This window comes from Acinetobacter rongchengensis (genome assembly GCF_003611475.1).
GTDB lineage: Bacteria > Pseudomonadota > Gammaproteobacteria > Pseudomonadales > Moraxellaceae > Acinetobacter > Acinetobacter rongchengensis.
The window spans coordinates 1-16333 of the sequence record NZ_RAXT01000017.1 but is presented as its reverse complement, the minus strand read 5'-3'; the positions used below and the strand labels follow the sequence as shown (position 1 = coordinate 16333).

General features: G+C 36.4%; 13 protein-coding genes. 8 read left to right on the top strand and 5 right to left on the bottom strand.

The window, feature by feature from the left end:
- Window positions 1–73 precede the first annotated feature (73 nt).
- Window positions 74–1606 carry an acetyl-CoA C-acetyltransferase gene (locus D7V20_RS09845; RefSeq protein ID WP_120384119.1) on the bottom strand — a complete coding sequence of 511 codons (1533 nt, stop codon included), beginning with the start codon at window positions 1604–1606 and terminating at the stop codon, window positions 74–76.
- Window positions 1607–1901: 295 nt separating this feature from the next.
- On the opposite strand from D7V20_RS09845, the gene D7V20_RS09840 reads away from it, so the two are divergent.
- The 3 genes from D7V20_RS09840 (at window position 1902) to D7V20_RS09830 (ending at window position 5666) form a co-directional block, all read left to right on the top strand.
- Window positions 1902–3293: a 3-oxoacyl-ACP reductase gene (locus D7V20_RS09840; RefSeq protein WP_120384118.1), complete on the top strand. Its 1392-nt coding sequence runs from the start codon at window positions 1902–1904 to the stop codon at window positions 3291–3293.
- A 161-nt stretch (window positions 3294–3454) separates the two neighbouring features.
- On the top strand, window positions 3455–4309 hold the full coding sequence (locus D7V20_RS09835; RefSeq protein ID WP_120384117.1) for a MaoC family dehydratase: 855 nt from the start codon (window positions 3455–3457) through the stop codon (window positions 4307–4309).
- A gap of 91 nt (window positions 4310–4400) precedes the next feature.
- A complete protein-coding gene (locus D7V20_RS09830; RefSeq protein ID WP_120384116.1) occupies window positions 4401–5666 on the top strand; it encodes a serine hydrolase domain-containing protein in 1266 nt (421 codons plus the stop codon).
- Between the two features lie 42 nt (window positions 5667–5708).
- On the opposite strand, the gene D7V20_RS09825 is transcribed toward D7V20_RS09830, so the two are convergent.
- Complete coding sequence (locus D7V20_RS09825; protein ID WP_328588408.1) at window positions 5709–6881, bottom strand: MFS transporter; 1173 nt, start codon at window positions 6879–6881, stop codon at window positions 5709–5711.
- 232 nt (window positions 6882–7113) lie between these two features.
- Here D7V20_RS09825 and dnaX point away from each other — a divergent pair, with 232 nt between their 5' ends.
- Window positions 7114–9324, top strand: a complete 2211-nt coding sequence (gene dnaX, locus D7V20_RS09820; protein ID WP_120384114.1) for a DNA polymerase III subunit gamma/tau — start codon at window positions 7114–7116, stop codon at window positions 9322–9324.
- On the opposite strand, the gene D7V20_RS09815 is transcribed toward dnaX, so the two are convergent.
- The 3 genes from D7V20_RS09815 to D7V20_RS09805 all read right to left on the bottom strand — a co-directional run bounded on the left by D7V20_RS09815 (window position 9309) and on the right by D7V20_RS09805 (window position 12205).
- Window positions 9309–9752 (bottom strand): acyl-CoA thioesterase, encoded by a 444-nt coding sequence (locus tag D7V20_RS09815; protein ID WP_120384113.1) that lies wholly within the window; start codon window positions 9750–9752, stop codon window positions 9309–9311. The two genes, dnaX and D7V20_RS09815, sit on opposite strands and share 16 nt — an antisense overlap.
- A gap of 116 nt (window positions 9753–9868) precedes the next feature.
- Window positions 9869–10672 (bottom strand): OmpW/AlkL family protein, encoded by an 804-nt coding sequence (locus tag D7V20_RS09810; RefSeq protein ID WP_120384112.1) that lies wholly within the window; start codon window positions 10670–10672, stop codon window positions 9869–9871.
- 375 nt (window positions 10673–11047) lie between these two features.
- On the bottom strand, window positions 11048–12205 hold the full coding sequence (locus D7V20_RS09805; protein WP_120384111.1) for an iron-containing alcohol dehydrogenase: 1158 nt from the start codon (window positions 12203–12205) through the stop codon (window positions 11048–11050).
- 121 nt (window positions 12206–12326) lie between these two features.
- Between D7V20_RS09805 and D7V20_RS09800 the strand changes: the two genes are divergently transcribed.
- From D7V20_RS09800 to D7V20_RS09785, 4 genes are read left to right on the top strand one after another with little or no spacing between them, the layout of a single operon-like run.
- On the top strand, window positions 12327–12839 hold the full coding sequence (locus D7V20_RS09800) for a low molecular weight protein-tyrosine-phosphatase (RefSeq protein WP_120384110.1): 513 nt from the start codon (window positions 12327–12329) through the stop codon (window positions 12837–12839).
- 29 nt (window positions 12840–12868) lie between these two features.
- Window positions 12869–13897, top strand: coding sequence for a UDP-N-acetylmuramate dehydrogenase (gene murB, locus D7V20_RS09795; protein WP_120384109.1), 1029 nt, complete (start codon window positions 12869–12871; stop codon window positions 13895–13897).
- A 12-nt stretch (window positions 13898–13909) separates the two neighbouring features.
- The gene (locus tag D7V20_RS09790) at window positions 13910–15055 is read left to right on the top strand and encodes a YdcF family protein (protein ID WP_120384108.1); all 1146 of its coding nucleotides are present in this window, start codon (window positions 13910–13912) and stop codon (window positions 15053–15055) included.
- On the top strand, window positions 15055–16086 hold the full coding sequence (locus D7V20_RS09785) for an alpha/beta hydrolase (protein ID WP_120384107.1): 1032 nt from the start codon (window positions 15055–15057) through the stop codon (window positions 16084–16086). Before D7V20_RS09790 ends, D7V20_RS09785 begins: the two co-directional genes overlap by 1 nt.
- Window positions 16087–16333 lie beyond the last annotated feature (247 nt).

Below are 16333 nucleotides of genomic sequence, written 5' to 3'. Positions count from 1 at the left end.
AATTTTGAATCTACAAAATAAAAAAACCCTTAAATTACTTTAAGGGTTTTTATTGGCTGGAAAGTAGGGCGTTTTATTTCTCTACAATTGCAACCACACCTTGTCCACCCGCTGCACAGATTGAGATCAATGCACGACCTGAACCTTTTTCATTCAGAAGTTTTGCAGCAGTTGCAAGAATACGGCCACCAGTTGCAGCGAATGGGTGACCCGCAGCTAAAGAAGACCCTTTAACGTTTAATTTAGAACGATCAATTGAACCTAATGGTGCATCCAAGCCTAAACGCTCTTTACAGAACTTAGGATCTTCCCATGCTTTAAGTGTAGAAAGAACTTGTGATGCAAATGCTTCATGGATTTCATAGAAATCAAAATCTTGAAGTTTAAGACCAGCACGCTCAAGCATACGTGGAACTGCATAAGCAGGAGCCATCAATAAGCCTTCTTTAGGACCATCTTTACCAATGAAATCAACAGCAGCAGTTTCGCTAAATGATAAATAAGCTAAAACTTCATGACCATTTGCTTTAGCCCATTCTTCAGAAGCAAGAAGAGTAACAGATGCACCATCCGTTAAAGGCGTAGAGTTACCTGCAGTCATTGTTGCAGTTTCACCTTTGCCAAATACTGGTTTAAGTTTTGCAAGTTTTTCTACAGAAGAGTCTGGACGAAGGTTATTGTCTTTCGTTAAACCTAGGAAAGGCGTCATAAGGTCATCAAAGAAACCTTCTTCATACGCTTTTGCCATTTTTTGGTGTGAAGATGCAGCAAGCTCATCTTGAGCTTCACGCGCAATACCCCATTCTAAAGCAGTAATGGCTTGGTGATCACCCATTGATAAACCAGTACGAGGTTCACCATTTTTAGGTGCATCCATCAAATCTTTTACATTGATTTTTGATAATGCTTTTAATCGGTCTTTACCTGTTTTAGCAATATTCAACTCAAGTAATGCTTTACGGATACCATCACCTAATGCGATAGGCGCATCTGAAGTTGTATCTACACCACCTGCAATACCCACTTCAATTTGACCCAATGCAATTTTATTTGCAACAAGGAAAGCTGCTTGTAAGCCAGTCGCACATGCTTGTTGAATATCATAAGCTGGTGTTTCAGGTGAAAGTTGAGTATCGAGTACACATTCACGCGTCATGTTAAAATCACGGCTGTGTTTAAGTACAGCACCAGCAACAACTTCACCTAAGCGTTGACCTTGAAGGTTATAACGTTCTACTAGACCATTTAACGCAGCAGTTAACATATCGCTGTTAGATGCTTTAAAGTAAGGACCATTTGAACGTGCAAAAGGAATACGGTTACCACCGATAATTGCGACGCGACGAACAGTATTTTGACTCATATTTTTGCCCTGTTGACCAGAAGTTTGTGTTTTCGACGTTGAAGGTATTTCAGCTTTTTTTGTCGGAGCACTTTTTCTACGAGTAGTAGAAGCCGTAGGAGTACTTGGCTTTTTTGTGCTATTTGTTGCATTTGAAACAGTGCTATTTGCGTTACTCGAGCGGGTACGAGTTTTTGATGTATTTGACACAGTTTCTTTTGTAGAATTCTCTACTGTTGGATTTTCTTGAGTTGTTTTGCTCATAAGGCTTTTCCAAGCACGTGGATAATCTTCTTAGTGCTTACATTAACATAATCAATAATGTGCTGAATTGACTATAATGACATTTGAGGATTGTTTCAGGTCAAGACATCATGCATGTAACTCAAGTATGATTTATCCGAAACTTATGGGTCACTGATATTATGGGTCTGTTGGCATGATATAAATAGCTTGTTGTGGGTTAAATTTGAACAAAGCTTATATATTTGGGATTGTTTTAGTGTTAATAGACCACTTAAGATCCATATAAAACTAATTGTGTTAAGAGATAATAATCATGTCTGATCAATACCAAACTTTTGCAAAATCTCCAATTGGTAAATTTGTAATTAAAAATTTAGGTTTACCATCTCCAATTGAATTAGATCGTTTTGAATCGGCTACACCTGTTGTAAAGGGTGCAGTTCTATTGGGTGCTGCACCAAATAGTCAATTTTCAGGTGAAATTGCTCAGATTCTAAGTAATATTCATGCCAATACTTATGCTGGAAATAATGCTCAACTTCAACAAATTGCAGCAAAGTCAGGTTTAAATGTTAGCGCTTTCAATGAAGGTGATAAAGAATCTAAGTTTAAAGCGGTTGTTTTTGATGCTTCTGGTATTGAAAGTTCAGAACAACTGAATGAATTGCACAAATTTTTTAGTCCAATTGCTCGTCAAATTGCAACATCAGGTCGTGTGATTGTTGTAGGTTTAACACCTGAAACAGCGCCAACAATCAAACAAGCCATTGCACAACGTGGTTTGGAAGGTTTTGTTAAATCTGTAGGCAAAGAATTTAAGAAAGGGATTGCAGCTGATTTGATTCTTGTCGATGCAGATGCAGCACAAAACTTGGAATCTTCTTTACGTTTTGCATTGTCTCCACGTTCTGCTTATGTATCAGGCCAAGTAATTCGTGTTTCAAAAGCTGCTGTTGTCGATGTAGACTGGGCAAAACCACTTGCAGGTAAGACTGCACTGGTAACGGGTGCGAGTCGTGGTATTGGTGAGGCGATTGCACATGTTTTGGCACGTGATGGGGCGCATGTTATTTGTTTAGACGTTCCACCACAACAAGCAGATCTTGACCGTGTTGCATCTGAAATCGGTGGTTCTACATTAGCGATTGATATTACCGCTGCAGATGCAGGTGAAAAAATCAAAGCTGCTGCAGCGGCTCAAGGTGGTTTAGATATCATCGTACATAACGCTGGTATTACTCGTGATAAGACTTTGGCAAATATGAAGCCTGAAATGTGGGATCTTGTGATCAACATTAACTTGTCTGCAGCTGAACGTATTAACGATTATTTATTGTCTAATAATGGTTTAAATGCGAATGGCCGTATTGTTTGCGTATCTTCAATTTCAGGTATTGCAGGTAATTTAGGTCAAACCAATTATGCAGTGTCTAAAGCGGGTGTGATTGGTTTAGTGAAATTTACTGCACCAGTTTTAAAAGATGGTATTACGATTAATGCTGTTGCACCTGGCTTTATTGAAACTCAAATGACTGCAGCAATTCCATTTGCTATTCGTGAAGCAGGTCGCCGTATGAACTCTATGAGTCAAGGCGGTTTACCTGTAGATGTCGCTGAAACAATTGCTTTATTTGCATCTACAGCTTCGACAGGTTTAAATGGTAATGTTGTACGGGTTTGTGGCCAAAGTTTGTTGGGCGCATAAGTAAAACGAAAAGTACCTCTGCTTGAGTTTTTTACGAACGTTTTAAGCAGGGTAAAGGCAGGAAGTTTTTATATTTAGATGATTCTAACTGTGGGGACTTCCTGATGTTTTCTTTATTGAGCAGCTACTTTTTAATAACGATAAATATTTAAAGGTTTAGTATGAATACTCGCCATTTTAGTCAACTTCCAAAACCTTATTTAGCTTATAGTAAAGTTATTCAAGGTCTTATTTTCAAAAAGCCGAAAGGTGAAAAGGTTCTACCGCAAGTTGAATATGTGGTGGATTCTTTTAAAGTTGATTCTAATCATTTAAAAGCCTATAACGAAGTTTGTGGTTTTAAAAATAATGGTTATATTCCAGCAATTTATCTAACAGTACTGTCTCAAAGTCTGCAAATGAGCATGATGACGACAGAAGCTTTCCCATTTGCACTTTTAGGCTTGGTGCATATTCGTAATGTTGTTAAACAAACACGTAAAGTCGGTGTAAATGAACAACTGACGTTGTCATGTAAATTTGGTGAATTAAAGCCACATGATAAAGGTCTACAGTTTGATTTTATTACGACTGTTAAAGTGGGGAATAGTATTGTTGTTGAAGGTATTACGACCTATTTGGCTCGCCAAAAAACAACAAATTCGTCTTCAGAAAAATCAAAAGATACCAAAGAACCTCATTTTTCAGTCAAGGATGTGTGGAATATTTCCGAAAATACAGGTCGTCGTTACGCAAAAGTTTCAGGCGATTTTAATTTGATTCATATTCATGCCGTGACTGCAAAAGCGTTTGGTTTTAAACAAGCGATTGCACATGGAATGTGGAGTAAAGCGCGTGCTTTAGCAAGCTTGAATTTACCTGATGCATATGAAGCTGATGTTGCTTTTAAGTTACCTATATTTCTACCTTCGACTGTTGAGTTTTTGACAGCAGAAGAGACTAAAGCGACTGATTTCCTGATCAGAAATCAAAAATCACATAAGCCGCATGTTGCAGGTGTGGTCAAAACACTTTAAAGTCAAATAGAATAGATCGCCTAAATCGAGATGATTTAGGCTTTTTTATACAATAAAAAGCGCGATATAAAGATAAAATAGGAATAGGAAAATGAGCGGTTTAAAAGGTGTCTTTTTTGCAGATAAACTGAATTATCAAGGTTATGTAGATCAGCGTTTTCAAGACTTGGCAGAGCAGTTTAGTCGTTTGCAAGATGGACGAGCAGAGCAAGGTGGTGCTGCTTTAGCTGTTTATTTTCAAGGTAAAAAAGTTGTTGATATTTACACTGGCAAGAAATCGAATACTGAACAATGGAATGCACAAACTTTATCGGTTTGTTATTCAACAGGAAAAGGTGTTCTTGCTACTTTAGCGCATATAATGGTGAGTGAAGGCTTTTTAGATTACGATACACCAGTCGCAAAATTTTGGCCTGAATTTGGACAAAATGGTAAGCAAAATATGACATTGCGTCATATTTTAAGTCATCAAAGTGGTTTATATGATATCCGTAATGTGATTGATCGTGCAGTTGAAATGGCAGATTGGCAACATATGTTAACGGTCATGGAACAGGCGACTCCTCGTTTTTCAGTCGGATCTGATATTGCTTATCAAGCTTTAACATTTGGTTGGTTGGTGGGTGGTGTGCTTGAAAAAGCAACACAGCAAACTTTAACTACATTATTGCAAAAATATCTCGTTGAGCCACTTGAATTGGATGGGGCCTATTTTGGTATTCCTGCGTTTGAGTTAGATCGTGTTGCACGTTTAATGACCAAAGCAGAGCCAATACAAAAAAATGAATCACGAACTGAAAAAGCGAAAGTAAAAAACAAAACAATTGCTTCTTTTTCAGATAAATTGATTGAATTGAGTGGTCAGAATCCGCAGGATTTTGTAGATGCAATGGTACCGAAAGGTATGCGTGATTTTAGCTTTTTTAGCGATCAAGGTTTACAAGCGATCATTCCTGCTGCCAATGGTGTTTTTACTGCCAATAGTTTGGCAAAAATTTATGCCATGATGGCAAATAAAGGAGTCTGGGATGGCAAGATATTCATTAAACCTGAAATATTTGCCGAGTTAAGTAAGATTCAATCTATTAAGCGTGATCGTGTGATGCCTATTCCAATGAAGTGGCGTTTAGGGTACCACCGTGTCATTACAATGGGTAAACGTGCAAAAAAAGGTTTTGGTCATATTGGTTATAATGGCTCAGGTGCATGGTGTGATCCGCAACGTGAGTTAAGCTTTGCTTATACCCATAATTTTAAAATAGGCTCAATCACGGGGGATTACCGCCTTTGGGGACTGACTCAGGAAGCATTACGTTGTGCAGATGCTGAAATTAAGGGCAGTAAAGGTTGGTTTTGATTGAATAGTGATGAGCTATTCTCATTAATTTAAAAAGCACCATTATATTTGATGGTGCTTTTTTATTGCGAAGCTGAGAAAAATGTATGTACACAGATTAAGAAAAACAAAAACAGCTGAAATTAAAAATATATTCAAATAATTATGATCAAAAACCAAGGAGGATATAAATGCACCAAATGAATCACCGATCAAAAATAAAGTGAGTAACAATCCGAATACAGCAGCGAACTGTTGTTTTGAAATATATTGCATGTGAATGATTTCTTCAGTGCAGGTACTGGTCGATAACAAAAATGTTCGCAAAATGAAGATAAATAACAAGACATAAATACTGATTTCTAAATATTCAAAATATATAAATAAGTAACTCAGTAATAAACTTGTTTCTAAAATAATCAGTAATTTAATTGGAGATTTTGAGAAAAAGTTAAGTTTCTTGATCACTATCGTTGTGAAAATAACTTGTGAAAAAACAATCAGTAAATTAATGAAAATTGAATATTCATCAGAAAAGCCTTTTTTGATGAAAAGTAGGATGAGATAAGGCTTAATAAGACCCGAATAGCATCCTGAGAAAATCATATTTAAACAGAATAATACGATGATTGGATTAAATGTAATTTTGGAAAGTTTTTTATTATCATGTTTATCAATATGATAATGGTTTCTAATTTTTAAAAAGAATAACCATGCGAAAAATACGATGACTGCGGATAAAACCAAAAGTGACCAATACAAATGTCTTTTATCTGTTATGATATAGGCGAGTGCTAATACAAAAACCATTGAAAATAAATTGGTTGAATGAAAAATTAAGCTACGATAGAGCACAAGGCGATTGGTTAAAGTACTTTGAGTGCTATACGCCATCCAGTTTTTTAAGCTCAAGACCCCAGTAGAGGCTACAAGTCCAGCAATGAAAGCAATTAAAACGGCAAGATATTCATGGGTAATGATTCGTCCGAGCATTGCGAAAGCATAAATGAGCGTGGTTAAGGTGAGGGTTGTAATCCAATTGAATTTATCGACAAGCTTTCCGAGTAATATTGCAAATATTCCAGCAATAGACATGCATGCATAAGCCAGTCCATAAATTTTAACTGCATTATTCTCATTAAAATACAAAGGCATAATGAAAATTGATAAATTTATCCCTAAGTAATAAAGTATCGAAAACACAATAAAATGTTTTGTATAATTATTTTCCTGCATTTGATTTTTCTAGAGTTTTTCTTGATGTTAAATATAAGTTGTAAAGAATTCAACAGAATTATTGAAATCAAGCTTTAGTGTCTGTGATCTACATTATTGACTTGTAAAACAGTTATATGCTGACTCGTTGTCATTATTGAATCGTATTTCAACTTATGATGACTGATTTTGTATTTTTAATTCACTCTACACTTAAAAAACAGTATCCTAAGACCTGTAAATAGGAGCTTTCATGTATCAGGTACTTGCACGTAAATATCGCCCACGCAACTTTAATGAATTGGTTGGACAAAATCACGTCTCTCGTGCGCTGACCAGTGCTTTAGACCGTGGACGTTTGCATCATGCTTACCTATTTACAGGAACACGTGGTGTGGGTAAAACCACCATTGCACGTATTTTGGCAAAATGTTTAAACTGTGAAACAGGCGTGACTTCAACGCCGTGTGAAGTTTGTGCGACATGTAAGGCAGTCAATGAAGGCCGTTTTATCGATTTAATTGAGATTGATGCGGCATCACGGACTAAAGTTGAAGATACACGTGAACTCTTAGATAACGTTCCTTATGCACCGACACAGGGGCGATTCAAAGTCTATCTGATTGACGAAGTGCATATGTTGTCGACACATTCATTCAATGCATTGTTGAAAACATTGGAAGAGCCACCTGAGCATGTCAAATTTTTATTCGCAACAACAGACCCTCAAAAATTACCGATTACGGTGATTTCACGTTGTTTACAATTTACATTACGCCCTTTGGCTGTAGATGAAATTACCCATCATTTAGATCATATTTTAAATAAAGAACACATTAATGCTGAGCAAGATGCGATTTGGCAAATTGCTGAATCTGCTCAGGGTTCATTGCGTGATGCATTGTCTTTAACGGATCAAGCGATTGCTTATGGGCAAGGAGCGATCCATCACCAAGATGTAAAGGAAATGTTAGGTCTAATTGACCGTACCATTATCTATGATTTGATTTTAGTGATTCACCAAAATCAGCGTGAGCGAGTAAGCCAGCTTCTCTTGCAATTTAGACAGCAAGCTTTGGATGTATCTTTGGTTTTAGATCAATTTATTTCAACACTGCATGAGTTGGCAATGTTGCAATATTTGCCTGAACTTAGCTTGAAATATAGTGCTGAAATTAATCGAAAAATTATGCAACTTTCACAGTTGGTTTCGGCGCAAGATTTACAATTGTACTATCAGATTGCATGTAAAGGTCGTGCTGAATTGCAATTAGCAGTCACTCAAGAGCAAGGCTTTGAAATGACTGTGTTGCGTTTATTGGCATTTAGACCGATACAAAACAATGAAATGATTGTGCAACAGCAGCCAGTTGCTTCGCTTGCTGAAAATAGACATCAGATCAATCAGGTTCAGACTCAAGCTCAGCCTATACAAGACGTAAAGACCAATTCTATTGAAAATGAAAAGTTTAGTGCTGATGCTGAAATTACAAATACACAAAATATTGTAAGTGTTCCAGAGCCTAGCTCAGCACAAAATATCAATTCAGGTTTTGATCCTGCTTTTGAAGATATTGAAGATGAATTATCGGAACATCATATTGTTGAAAATGAGCCGAGTAGTGATGATTTTTTAGATGATGAAATTGTAGAGTTAACTGAAAATATTCAGACAACAGCAGAGTCACACATAGCGACAAATATAGCGCTTGCTCAGACTATTGAGCACAGTGAAGTATTGTCGGATCAACAAATTACTGAGTATTCAGCTATACAGGCTATAGACGAACCAAGTTTAAGTTTATTCGGTGGAGATTCAATTTCTACGATTACTCAGAATTCAGTTACACCAACCACGGTACAGCAAGATGTTTTCTTTTTAGCACCTGAAACGACTGAACAGGTCAATCAAGTTCAAGCGAATCAATCTCAACAAACACAAGTAAATCAAGATATTGACCAAACTTCAGTTGTTGAAGTTGATGTTATTCATGCAACAGATGCAAAGCCAGTAGATCTATCGTTAACTATAAATGATCAACAAAGCCCTCAACAAATTTTAAGTTTGAAAAACCAAACGTTAGAAGGAGATTGGACGGTAGATAAGTGGGAATATTGGTTTAGAAATAGTGAACTTTCACCTGCCGTTCAAGAGCTTGCTCAACATGGTTTAATGACAGGCACTATAAATGCGCAATCCGTTTTTCAAATTCCGCAAAAATATGAAAAATTATTAGGACAAGCGCAGTTTGATTTAGGGGCTGCGTTGAAGCAACAGTGGGAAAATACTGTATTTAGTGTGGAGTATGGCGAAATCGCATCAACCACACCTTATATGATGCAAAATGAACGCAAAGCCAAAGCATTCCAACGTGCAGCTGAAATGCTTCATCAAGAAGCTGTTGTAAAAAGTTTGGTTGACGCCTTTGATGGGCAATTACACAATATTCAATTGAAATCTTGATCTGAAAATGGTTTTAAAGCATCTCGCATTTCTTGGGGAATCGAGGTGTTTTTTTTCGTTTCACGATCAACAAAAACATGAATAAATTGACCTTGTGCAGAAGCCTGCTGTTTGCCTTGTTTGAAAATGGCGAGATCATAAGTCAAAGACGAATTGCCTATTTTTGAAATAGCGACACCCACTTCAATAATTTCAGGATAAGTGAGTTCTTCTAAGAAATTGCAGGATGAGCTTACGACTAAACCAATAATCGGTGAATGATGAATATCAAAAGCAGCATGTTGAATTAACAGTGAATTGGCAGCGGTGTCAAAGTAGCTATAGTAAGTCACATTATTGACATGGCCATAAATATCATTATCTGCCCAGCGTGTTTGAATGGGCAATAAAAAATGATATTGAGAACGATCTTTAACAACTGGTTTCATTTTTCGGACTTCTAAAATTTATTGTTTGTGTTTACATCTTCTGAGTTTCACCATGCTATATGAAAAAAGCCCATTAAACAAAATAGTTTAACGGGCTTCTCGTTCTAATCTTTAAATTAGAAACGGTAACCGATACCGATATAAGTCACGATTGGTTTGATTTCAATATCACTTTTACCAGAAATCAAAGTGGTTTTACCTGCCGGCGTCATACCATTGACTTTTAATTCTGCTGAAGTTGTCAAGTGCGCATAAGAAACCGATGCGGTTGCATACCAGTCTTTCGTTATGTTGTAGTCAACCCCAATCATCGCAACTGGAGCAAAAGCATCATCAACTTTTACTTTACCTAATGATGGGTTAAATGGGCCTAGTTTTGAGTTTTTGAGTGCAGTATTGATTGCTGGATCAGTTTCTACATTTGAGAAATGTGCATACATTAAACCCGCGCCTACATATGGGCGAATCTTGTTATTGATTGAACCAAAATGATAACGACCCGAAATCGTTGGGGTATAGGCATCAGTTGTTGCAGCTTCATCAAAGTTGTTTAAATCAATAATTTTTACACCATGAACAGTGATATTACCTTGTCCTGCAAGTTTCATTTCAGGTGGTGTACCTAAAGTCAATTCTAATGAAACATTGTCATTCACATAATAATCAAGCATTAAGCCTACAGTGTCAGCATTTTGTACTTCAAAACCTGCTTCTGGGTTTGCTGACTGTAAATTTGCCAAAGCGCCAAGAAATGGTGAACTACCTGTTTTACCATTGACACCTTGAGGATTGCTTTGCGGCATAACATGTAGCCAACCTGTAGAAACCCCAAATGTTTTACCGTCAGTAGTAGCGGCTTGAGTGGTTGTGTGTAGACCAATCAATGCGAAAGGGAGGATTGCTAATGTAAGTTTGTTCATAGAATTGTTTCCAGTACTGTCGGTTATCTTAATTTCCCGATCAAGATCGGCAGCGATTCTAGAGTAAATGTTTTAAAAATTAAATGAAAATGGCATTAAAAAATCTACCAATAAGTCATTAAAAATATAATTAATTTTTATAAAATTATGATATATAAAATATTATTATAAAATTAAACACTTTTTTGAATTAATTAAATGGTTAAAAAATAGAATAAAAGTCAAGTATTCATTGCTGAATTTTACACAGTTTGAGAATAAAAGTATGAAAATGATTTATTTTGCATTGAGTGATAATTTAAGCAAAACTACATTGTTATGTAGAGAAAATTTGCATTAAATTATCAACAATTGTGTGTATTCTTCGTTAAAGGTTTAGTAAATCGCTTGATAAATTTTTAGTGCATCTGTTTGCGTGAGTTCTCTAGGGTTATTTTGTAATAAACGACTTTGAAGCATCGCATCCTGTGCAAGAGTTTCTAATTGTTGTTCTTGAACATTTAAATCTCTTAACTTTAGTGTTAAACCGCTTTGTTCGAGATGGCTTTGCATATGGTCAATAAATAAGTCACATAAACCATCAACACTGCCTTGACTATAAGGATTTAACCATTGCATTAATTCCGCATATTGCTGCTTGGCTTCAGGGGCATTAAATTTTAATACTTCCAACAAAACCAAAGCGTTGGTATGTCCATGCGAAAGATGAAAATGTCCGCCTAGCGGGTAGGCTAAAGCGTGCACAGCACCGACAGGGGCATTAGCAAAGGCCTGACCAGCCAACATTGAACCCAATAACATGTTTTGACGAGCTTCTAAGTTTGATCCATCTTGTAAGACCAGTTTTAGATTTTTATTGAGTAGTTTTAGTGCTTGTTTTGCAAGCATATCTGCATAAAAATTTTTCTTAATTTTGGATGTATACGCTTCAATTGCATGCACCATCGCATCAATACCGGTTGCGGCAGTGATATGTGCGGGTAAGCCCATGGTAAAGGTAGCATCCAATATTGCAATATCTGCATATAACATTGGAGAAACAATACCTGTTTTAGTGGTTTCGCCAGTCGTTACAATCGAAATTGGGGTCACTTCGGAACCAGTACCCGCTGTTGTTGGAATCAATATTAAAGGTAATCGTGGACCTTTAACGTTATTGATTCCATAGATTTCTTGAATACTTTGAGTTTGATTTGGATTGGCTAAAATAGCAATTAACTTGGCAACATCCATAGAGCTGCCTCCACCAAAACCAATCACAAGATCTACGTGTTTTTGTTTGGCAAATTCACATGCAGTCAAAACAATATGCTCAGCAGGATCTGCTTGAACATCGGAATAAATTTCGTACGGTAAATGGTTTTGCTCGAGTATTTCTAATAATGGTAAATGTAAGGAATGTTGAATCATTCCCGCATCGGTAACAATTAAGGCTTTTTTGTAATTATTTTGCCTGATAAAGTTGCTGAGTTCTTGGATTGATCCTAATCCTGAAATGATATTGGCAACAGTTTGAAATTGAAAATGGTTCATATGTATTATCCTTAATCTATCATCATAAATTAAAACACTATTGTTTTACTGTTCTATAGGATTCGTATGCTAAATAACTTAACATAAGCCTTTATAAAAGAAATGATCAATTGAGGTTGTTATGTCATCCAAAATGCCATACAAAGTTTTGTGTGTGTGCTTAGGGAATATTTGTCGTTCAGCAACTGCTGAGGTGGTTCTACGACATTATTGTGATGAAAAACAACTCAATATCTTTGTTGATTCAGCTGGAACCAGTAATTATCACCCCAATAAAGCACCTGATGAGCGTAGTCAAAAACATGCGTTAAAACGGGGTTTTGATCTGTCTGCTTTACGTGCACGTCAATTAACTACACAAGATTTTTTAGAGTTTGATTTAATTTTAGCCATGGATCATCAAAACTTTGAAGATATCCAACAACGCATGCAGCAAGCGATCAGTGAATATGAGTTGCATCGTATAAAAGCTAAAATCGCTTTGATGAGTGAACACGATACTCAATACCCAAAACAAGCCTTACCTGATCCTTATTATGGTGATGGGCAAGGGTTTGAACGTGTGCTTGATCAATGTGAATCAAGTAGTACGGGTTGGGTGAACGTGTTTCAGCAACAGTTTAAACAGAAGTAATTGAAATATTTTAGGAATGAATGCTCGTTATGAATATTGAATCTCAGGTTCAACTAAAGCCTTTCAATACGTTGAGTTTAGACTCAATTGCTTCACACTTTATTAAAGTTCAATCTGTTCAGGCGCTTCAAGAGGCTTTATTGTTTGCTGAAACTAATGAACTCAATGTTCTGCTGCTTTCAGGCGGAAGTAATATGATGCTTCCTGAGCAGATTCAAGCGCTTGTTATTGCTATGGATATTCAAGGGATTGAGTTTTTAAATGAAGATGAGCATAGTCAAACATTAAAAGTTGGCGCGGGGCAAAATTGGCACGATTTTGTATTATGGACAACAGTGCAGCAACTATATGGTTTGCAAAATTTAGCTTTAATTCCGGGGTTGGTTGGTGCATCTCCTGTGCAAAATATTGGTGCATATGGTGTAGAAGTCGGTGAATTTATTCAATCTGTAGAGGTGTTTGATCGTAAATTGAATCAAGTCACATCAATTTTGGCATCAGATTGTCATTTTACGTATCGACATAGTATTTTTAAAGATGATCCAAATCGTTACGTGATTACCCATGTTATTTTCAAATTACTTAAATTCCCTGATTTAAAAATAAATTACGGAGATTTAAAAACTGCGATGGGGGATGAACTCACTGCTGAAAACCTACAAAAACAAGTTATCCATATTCGACAAAGTAAGTTACCTGACCCAAAACAATACCCTAATGTTGGAAGTTTTTTTAAAAATCCAATTATAAATCAAACAGAATTTTCACAATTGATTGCAAAATTCCCCAATATTCCACATTATCCTCAGACAGGGAATCAGGTTAAGATAGCCGCAGGTTGGCTTATCGATCAGGCTGGCTGGAAAGGTAAACGTTTAGATCAAGTAGGGATGTTTGAAAAGCAAGCTTTGGTCTTAGTGAATTATGCAAATGCGACCTTAACCGATGTGCAAGCAACATATCATGCTGTACAAAAAGATGTTTTTGATACATTTGGTGTGCGTTTGGAGCCTGAACCCGTACTTTTTAATGAGTTCGGATTAATTCAAAACCATTAAGAGCGTATATATATGGTGAAATTGCATTGGATGGTCAGACTAGTACGAATAATTGCAATATTATTTGTATTTTTCGGCTGTTTAATGGTTTTTTGGTACACGCCTTTTTATTCAAATATGATGGTTAAGCTGCTCAACACTTTTGTACCTGTTGAAGTCAATCAAGTTGCAGCCAAAAGCCAACAAAATGCGGCTTTATCTGAATCTGAAAATTTAGAACCTGGTTCAGATTTGTGGATTGCAAGACAGGCTTATCTGAAACTGATGGAACAAGAAATTAGCAGTAAAAATACAAATGGTATTGCAATGCTCGGCTTGCGTTATAAAGCATTACAAGAGCAAATAGCAAATGAACAGCAGAATGAACAAGACACAGAAGAAAAACCTGTGATTCCTTTACTTGCAGAACAGACAAGTTCAATGCCAAATGTTGATCAATCTGCTGAAGCAGTCAAAGAATTGTTGGATTTAAATAATGAAGACAATAAAGCATTGATGGACGAATATATTGTTTTTCTTAAAACACACAAAATTAAAGAAACTGAATCTGAGCCAGACTTGTATAGTGCAAGTGAGTTAGCCGTATCTCAGGTGCAAGAAGATATGTCCTTGGTTCAGAGTGAAAATACTCAAAAAAATAAATCAAGTAGTCAACCTTATGCAATTGTTGTGCTTGGTGGTGGGTTAACTTTAGATAAAAATCAAAAAGATATTATAGTCAATCAATATACAAAATTACGTTTGGAAACAACATTGGCTTTAGAAAAGAAAGTGCATTTGCCTATTGTATTGAGTGGTGTAGAAGCACCTTATATGCAGAAATGGTTATCTGAACGTGGTGTAGAAGCCAAATTATTAGAAAATAGAAGTATGAATACCTGTGAAAATACACGTTTTAGTTCATTGTTGTTACAAAAGAAAGGGGGAGCTCCAACTGTATTATTAATTACAGATCGTTACCATATGCCAAGAACACGAAGGTTGTTTGCATTGAATGGTATTGAGACGATTCCAGTTGAGTCGCCTATGCCAACGCCATTGACTTCATGGCAGCCAAGTCAACAAAATTATAACCATAGCCGTAGAGCAAATTATGAAACTTTAGCAACAATTCGAGATATGTTGTTTGGTTCAAGTGGCTGTAGAGAGGTACCATAATGACAGATATTCCTTTTTTAAATCCGACCATTTTAAAGCAACTGGATTTGCCAGTGCCTAGTCGTGACACCACACCTAAATTATTAGAAGCACTAAATTTAAATCGTAACTATGTTCCTAACAAGGAAATAAAAGCCTACCAACGGCTTTATGGTTTTGATCAGTTGGATTGTGAGCAATGGCAGGGGGTTGTGGAAATGCCCTTGTTTAAATTACATGTACAGGTTTTTAAACCGAAAATAGAAAAGCTAAAAGGTACGGTCTGTCTTTTGCATGGCTATTTGGAACATAGCGGAATCTACCAACCTATTATCAAAGAAATATTAGAACAAGGCTTTAGTGTAATTACTTATGACTTACCTGGACATGGTTTAAGTGATGGTTCTCCAGCCAACATTAAAAACTTTGATCATTATCAACAGGTTTTACATGCAATTTATCAATACGTTAAAAATGCTGAACAGCTTCCTAAGCCATGGTTAGGTGTAGGGCAAAGTACAGGGGGTGCAATTTGGATGCATCACTTACTTGAATATGCGCAGAAGCGTGAAAATCCAATCGTGGGGAGGGTATTGCTATTATCGCCTCTGGTTCGTCCAGCAAAAACTGCGTGGTGGCATAATTCAATTGGCTTAGGCATTATTCGTAGAATAAAAAGAGAAGTGCCACGTCATTTTAAAAGAAATAACCATAATCCTGAATTTCTTCGTTTTGTAAGACTTAAAGATCCACTACAACCTAAAATGATGGGGATGGATTGGATTTTGGCGATGTCTAAATGGATGCAAGAAATGGAGGCTTATCCAAAATGTCGTATTCCTGTTTGGTTGGCTCAAGGAGCGCAGGATCAAACTGTGGATTGGAAATACAATATTGAATTTGTGCGTAAGCAATTCAGATTACAAACTTTGCTGATGTTGGAGGAAGGTTCTCATCAGTTAATCAATGAGCGGGCTGATATTCGCGCTGCGCTTACAGGATTAATTCCAGCTTTTTTGCATGCACAATCTTCTGCAGAATATTTTGAATAGGTGGATATCCTAGAATTTATCTATTAGATATAAAATATTGACTTAAAATGGTTAAAAAGTAAGTGAAAAATCCAGTTTTTTGATAAATTGGTATAAAAAATACACAAATAGTGGTTTTTTATTAAATTAGGGCTTGCGATTGTTTTGAAACTGTATAGAATAGCCTGCATCCCGACGCGATACAGCAAACGAACTTAGCTTAAGGGTTAAGTTGTTGAGTGTTTATTGCGTCTTATTTGTCGCTGAC

What these genes read in the sequence shown, in the direction of transcription:
- D7V20_RS09845 (WP_120384119.1), bottom strand. Translation starts at nt 1,606, where the DNA reads ATGAGCAAAACAACTCAAGAAAATCCAACAGTAGAGAATTCTACAAAA.
- D7V20_RS09840 (WP_120384118.1), top strand. Translation starts at nt 1,902, where the DNA reads ATGTCTGATCAATACCAAACTTTTGCAAAATCTCCAATTGGTAAATTT.
- D7V20_RS09835 (WP_120384117.1), top strand. Translation starts at nt 3,455, where the DNA reads ATGAATACTCGCCATTTTAGTCAACTTCCAAAACCTTATTTAGCTTAT.
- D7V20_RS09830 (WP_120384116.1), top strand. Translation starts at nt 4,401, where the DNA reads ATGAGCGGTTTAAAAGGTGTCTTTTTTGCAGATAAACTGAATTATCAA.
- D7V20_RS09825 (WP_328588408.1), bottom strand. Translation starts at nt 6,881, where the DNA reads ATGCAGGAAAATAATTATACAAAACATTTTATTGTGTTTTCGATACTT.
- dnaX (WP_120384114.1), top strand. Translation starts at nt 7,114, where the DNA reads ATGTATCAGGTACTTGCACGTAAATATCGCCCACGCAACTTTAATGAA.
- D7V20_RS09815 (WP_120384113.1), bottom strand. Translation starts at nt 9,752, where the DNA reads ATGAAACCAGTTGTTAAAGATCGTTCTCAATATCATTTTTTATTGCCC.
- D7V20_RS09810 (WP_120384112.1), bottom strand. Translation starts at nt 10,672, where the DNA reads ATGAACAAACTTACATTAGCAATCCTCCCTTTCGCATTGATTGGTCTA.
- D7V20_RS09805 (WP_120384111.1), bottom strand. Translation starts at nt 12,205, where the DNA reads ATGAACCATTTTCAATTTCAAACTGTTGCCAATATCATTTCAGGATTA.
- D7V20_RS09800 (WP_120384110.1), top strand. Translation starts at nt 12,327, where the DNA reads ATGTCATCCAAAATGCCATACAAAGTTTTGTGTGTGTGCTTAGGGAAT.
- murB (WP_120384109.1), top strand. Translation starts at nt 12,869, where the DNA reads ATGAATATTGAATCTCAGGTTCAACTAAAGCCTTTCAATACGTTGAGT.
- D7V20_RS09790 (WP_120384108.1), top strand. Translation starts at nt 13,910, where the DNA reads ATGGTGAAATTGCATTGGATGGTCAGACTAGTACGAATAATTGCAATA.
- D7V20_RS09785 (WP_120384107.1), top strand. Translation starts at nt 15,055, where the DNA reads ATGACAGATATTCCTTTTTTAAATCCGACCATTTTAAAGCAACTGGAT.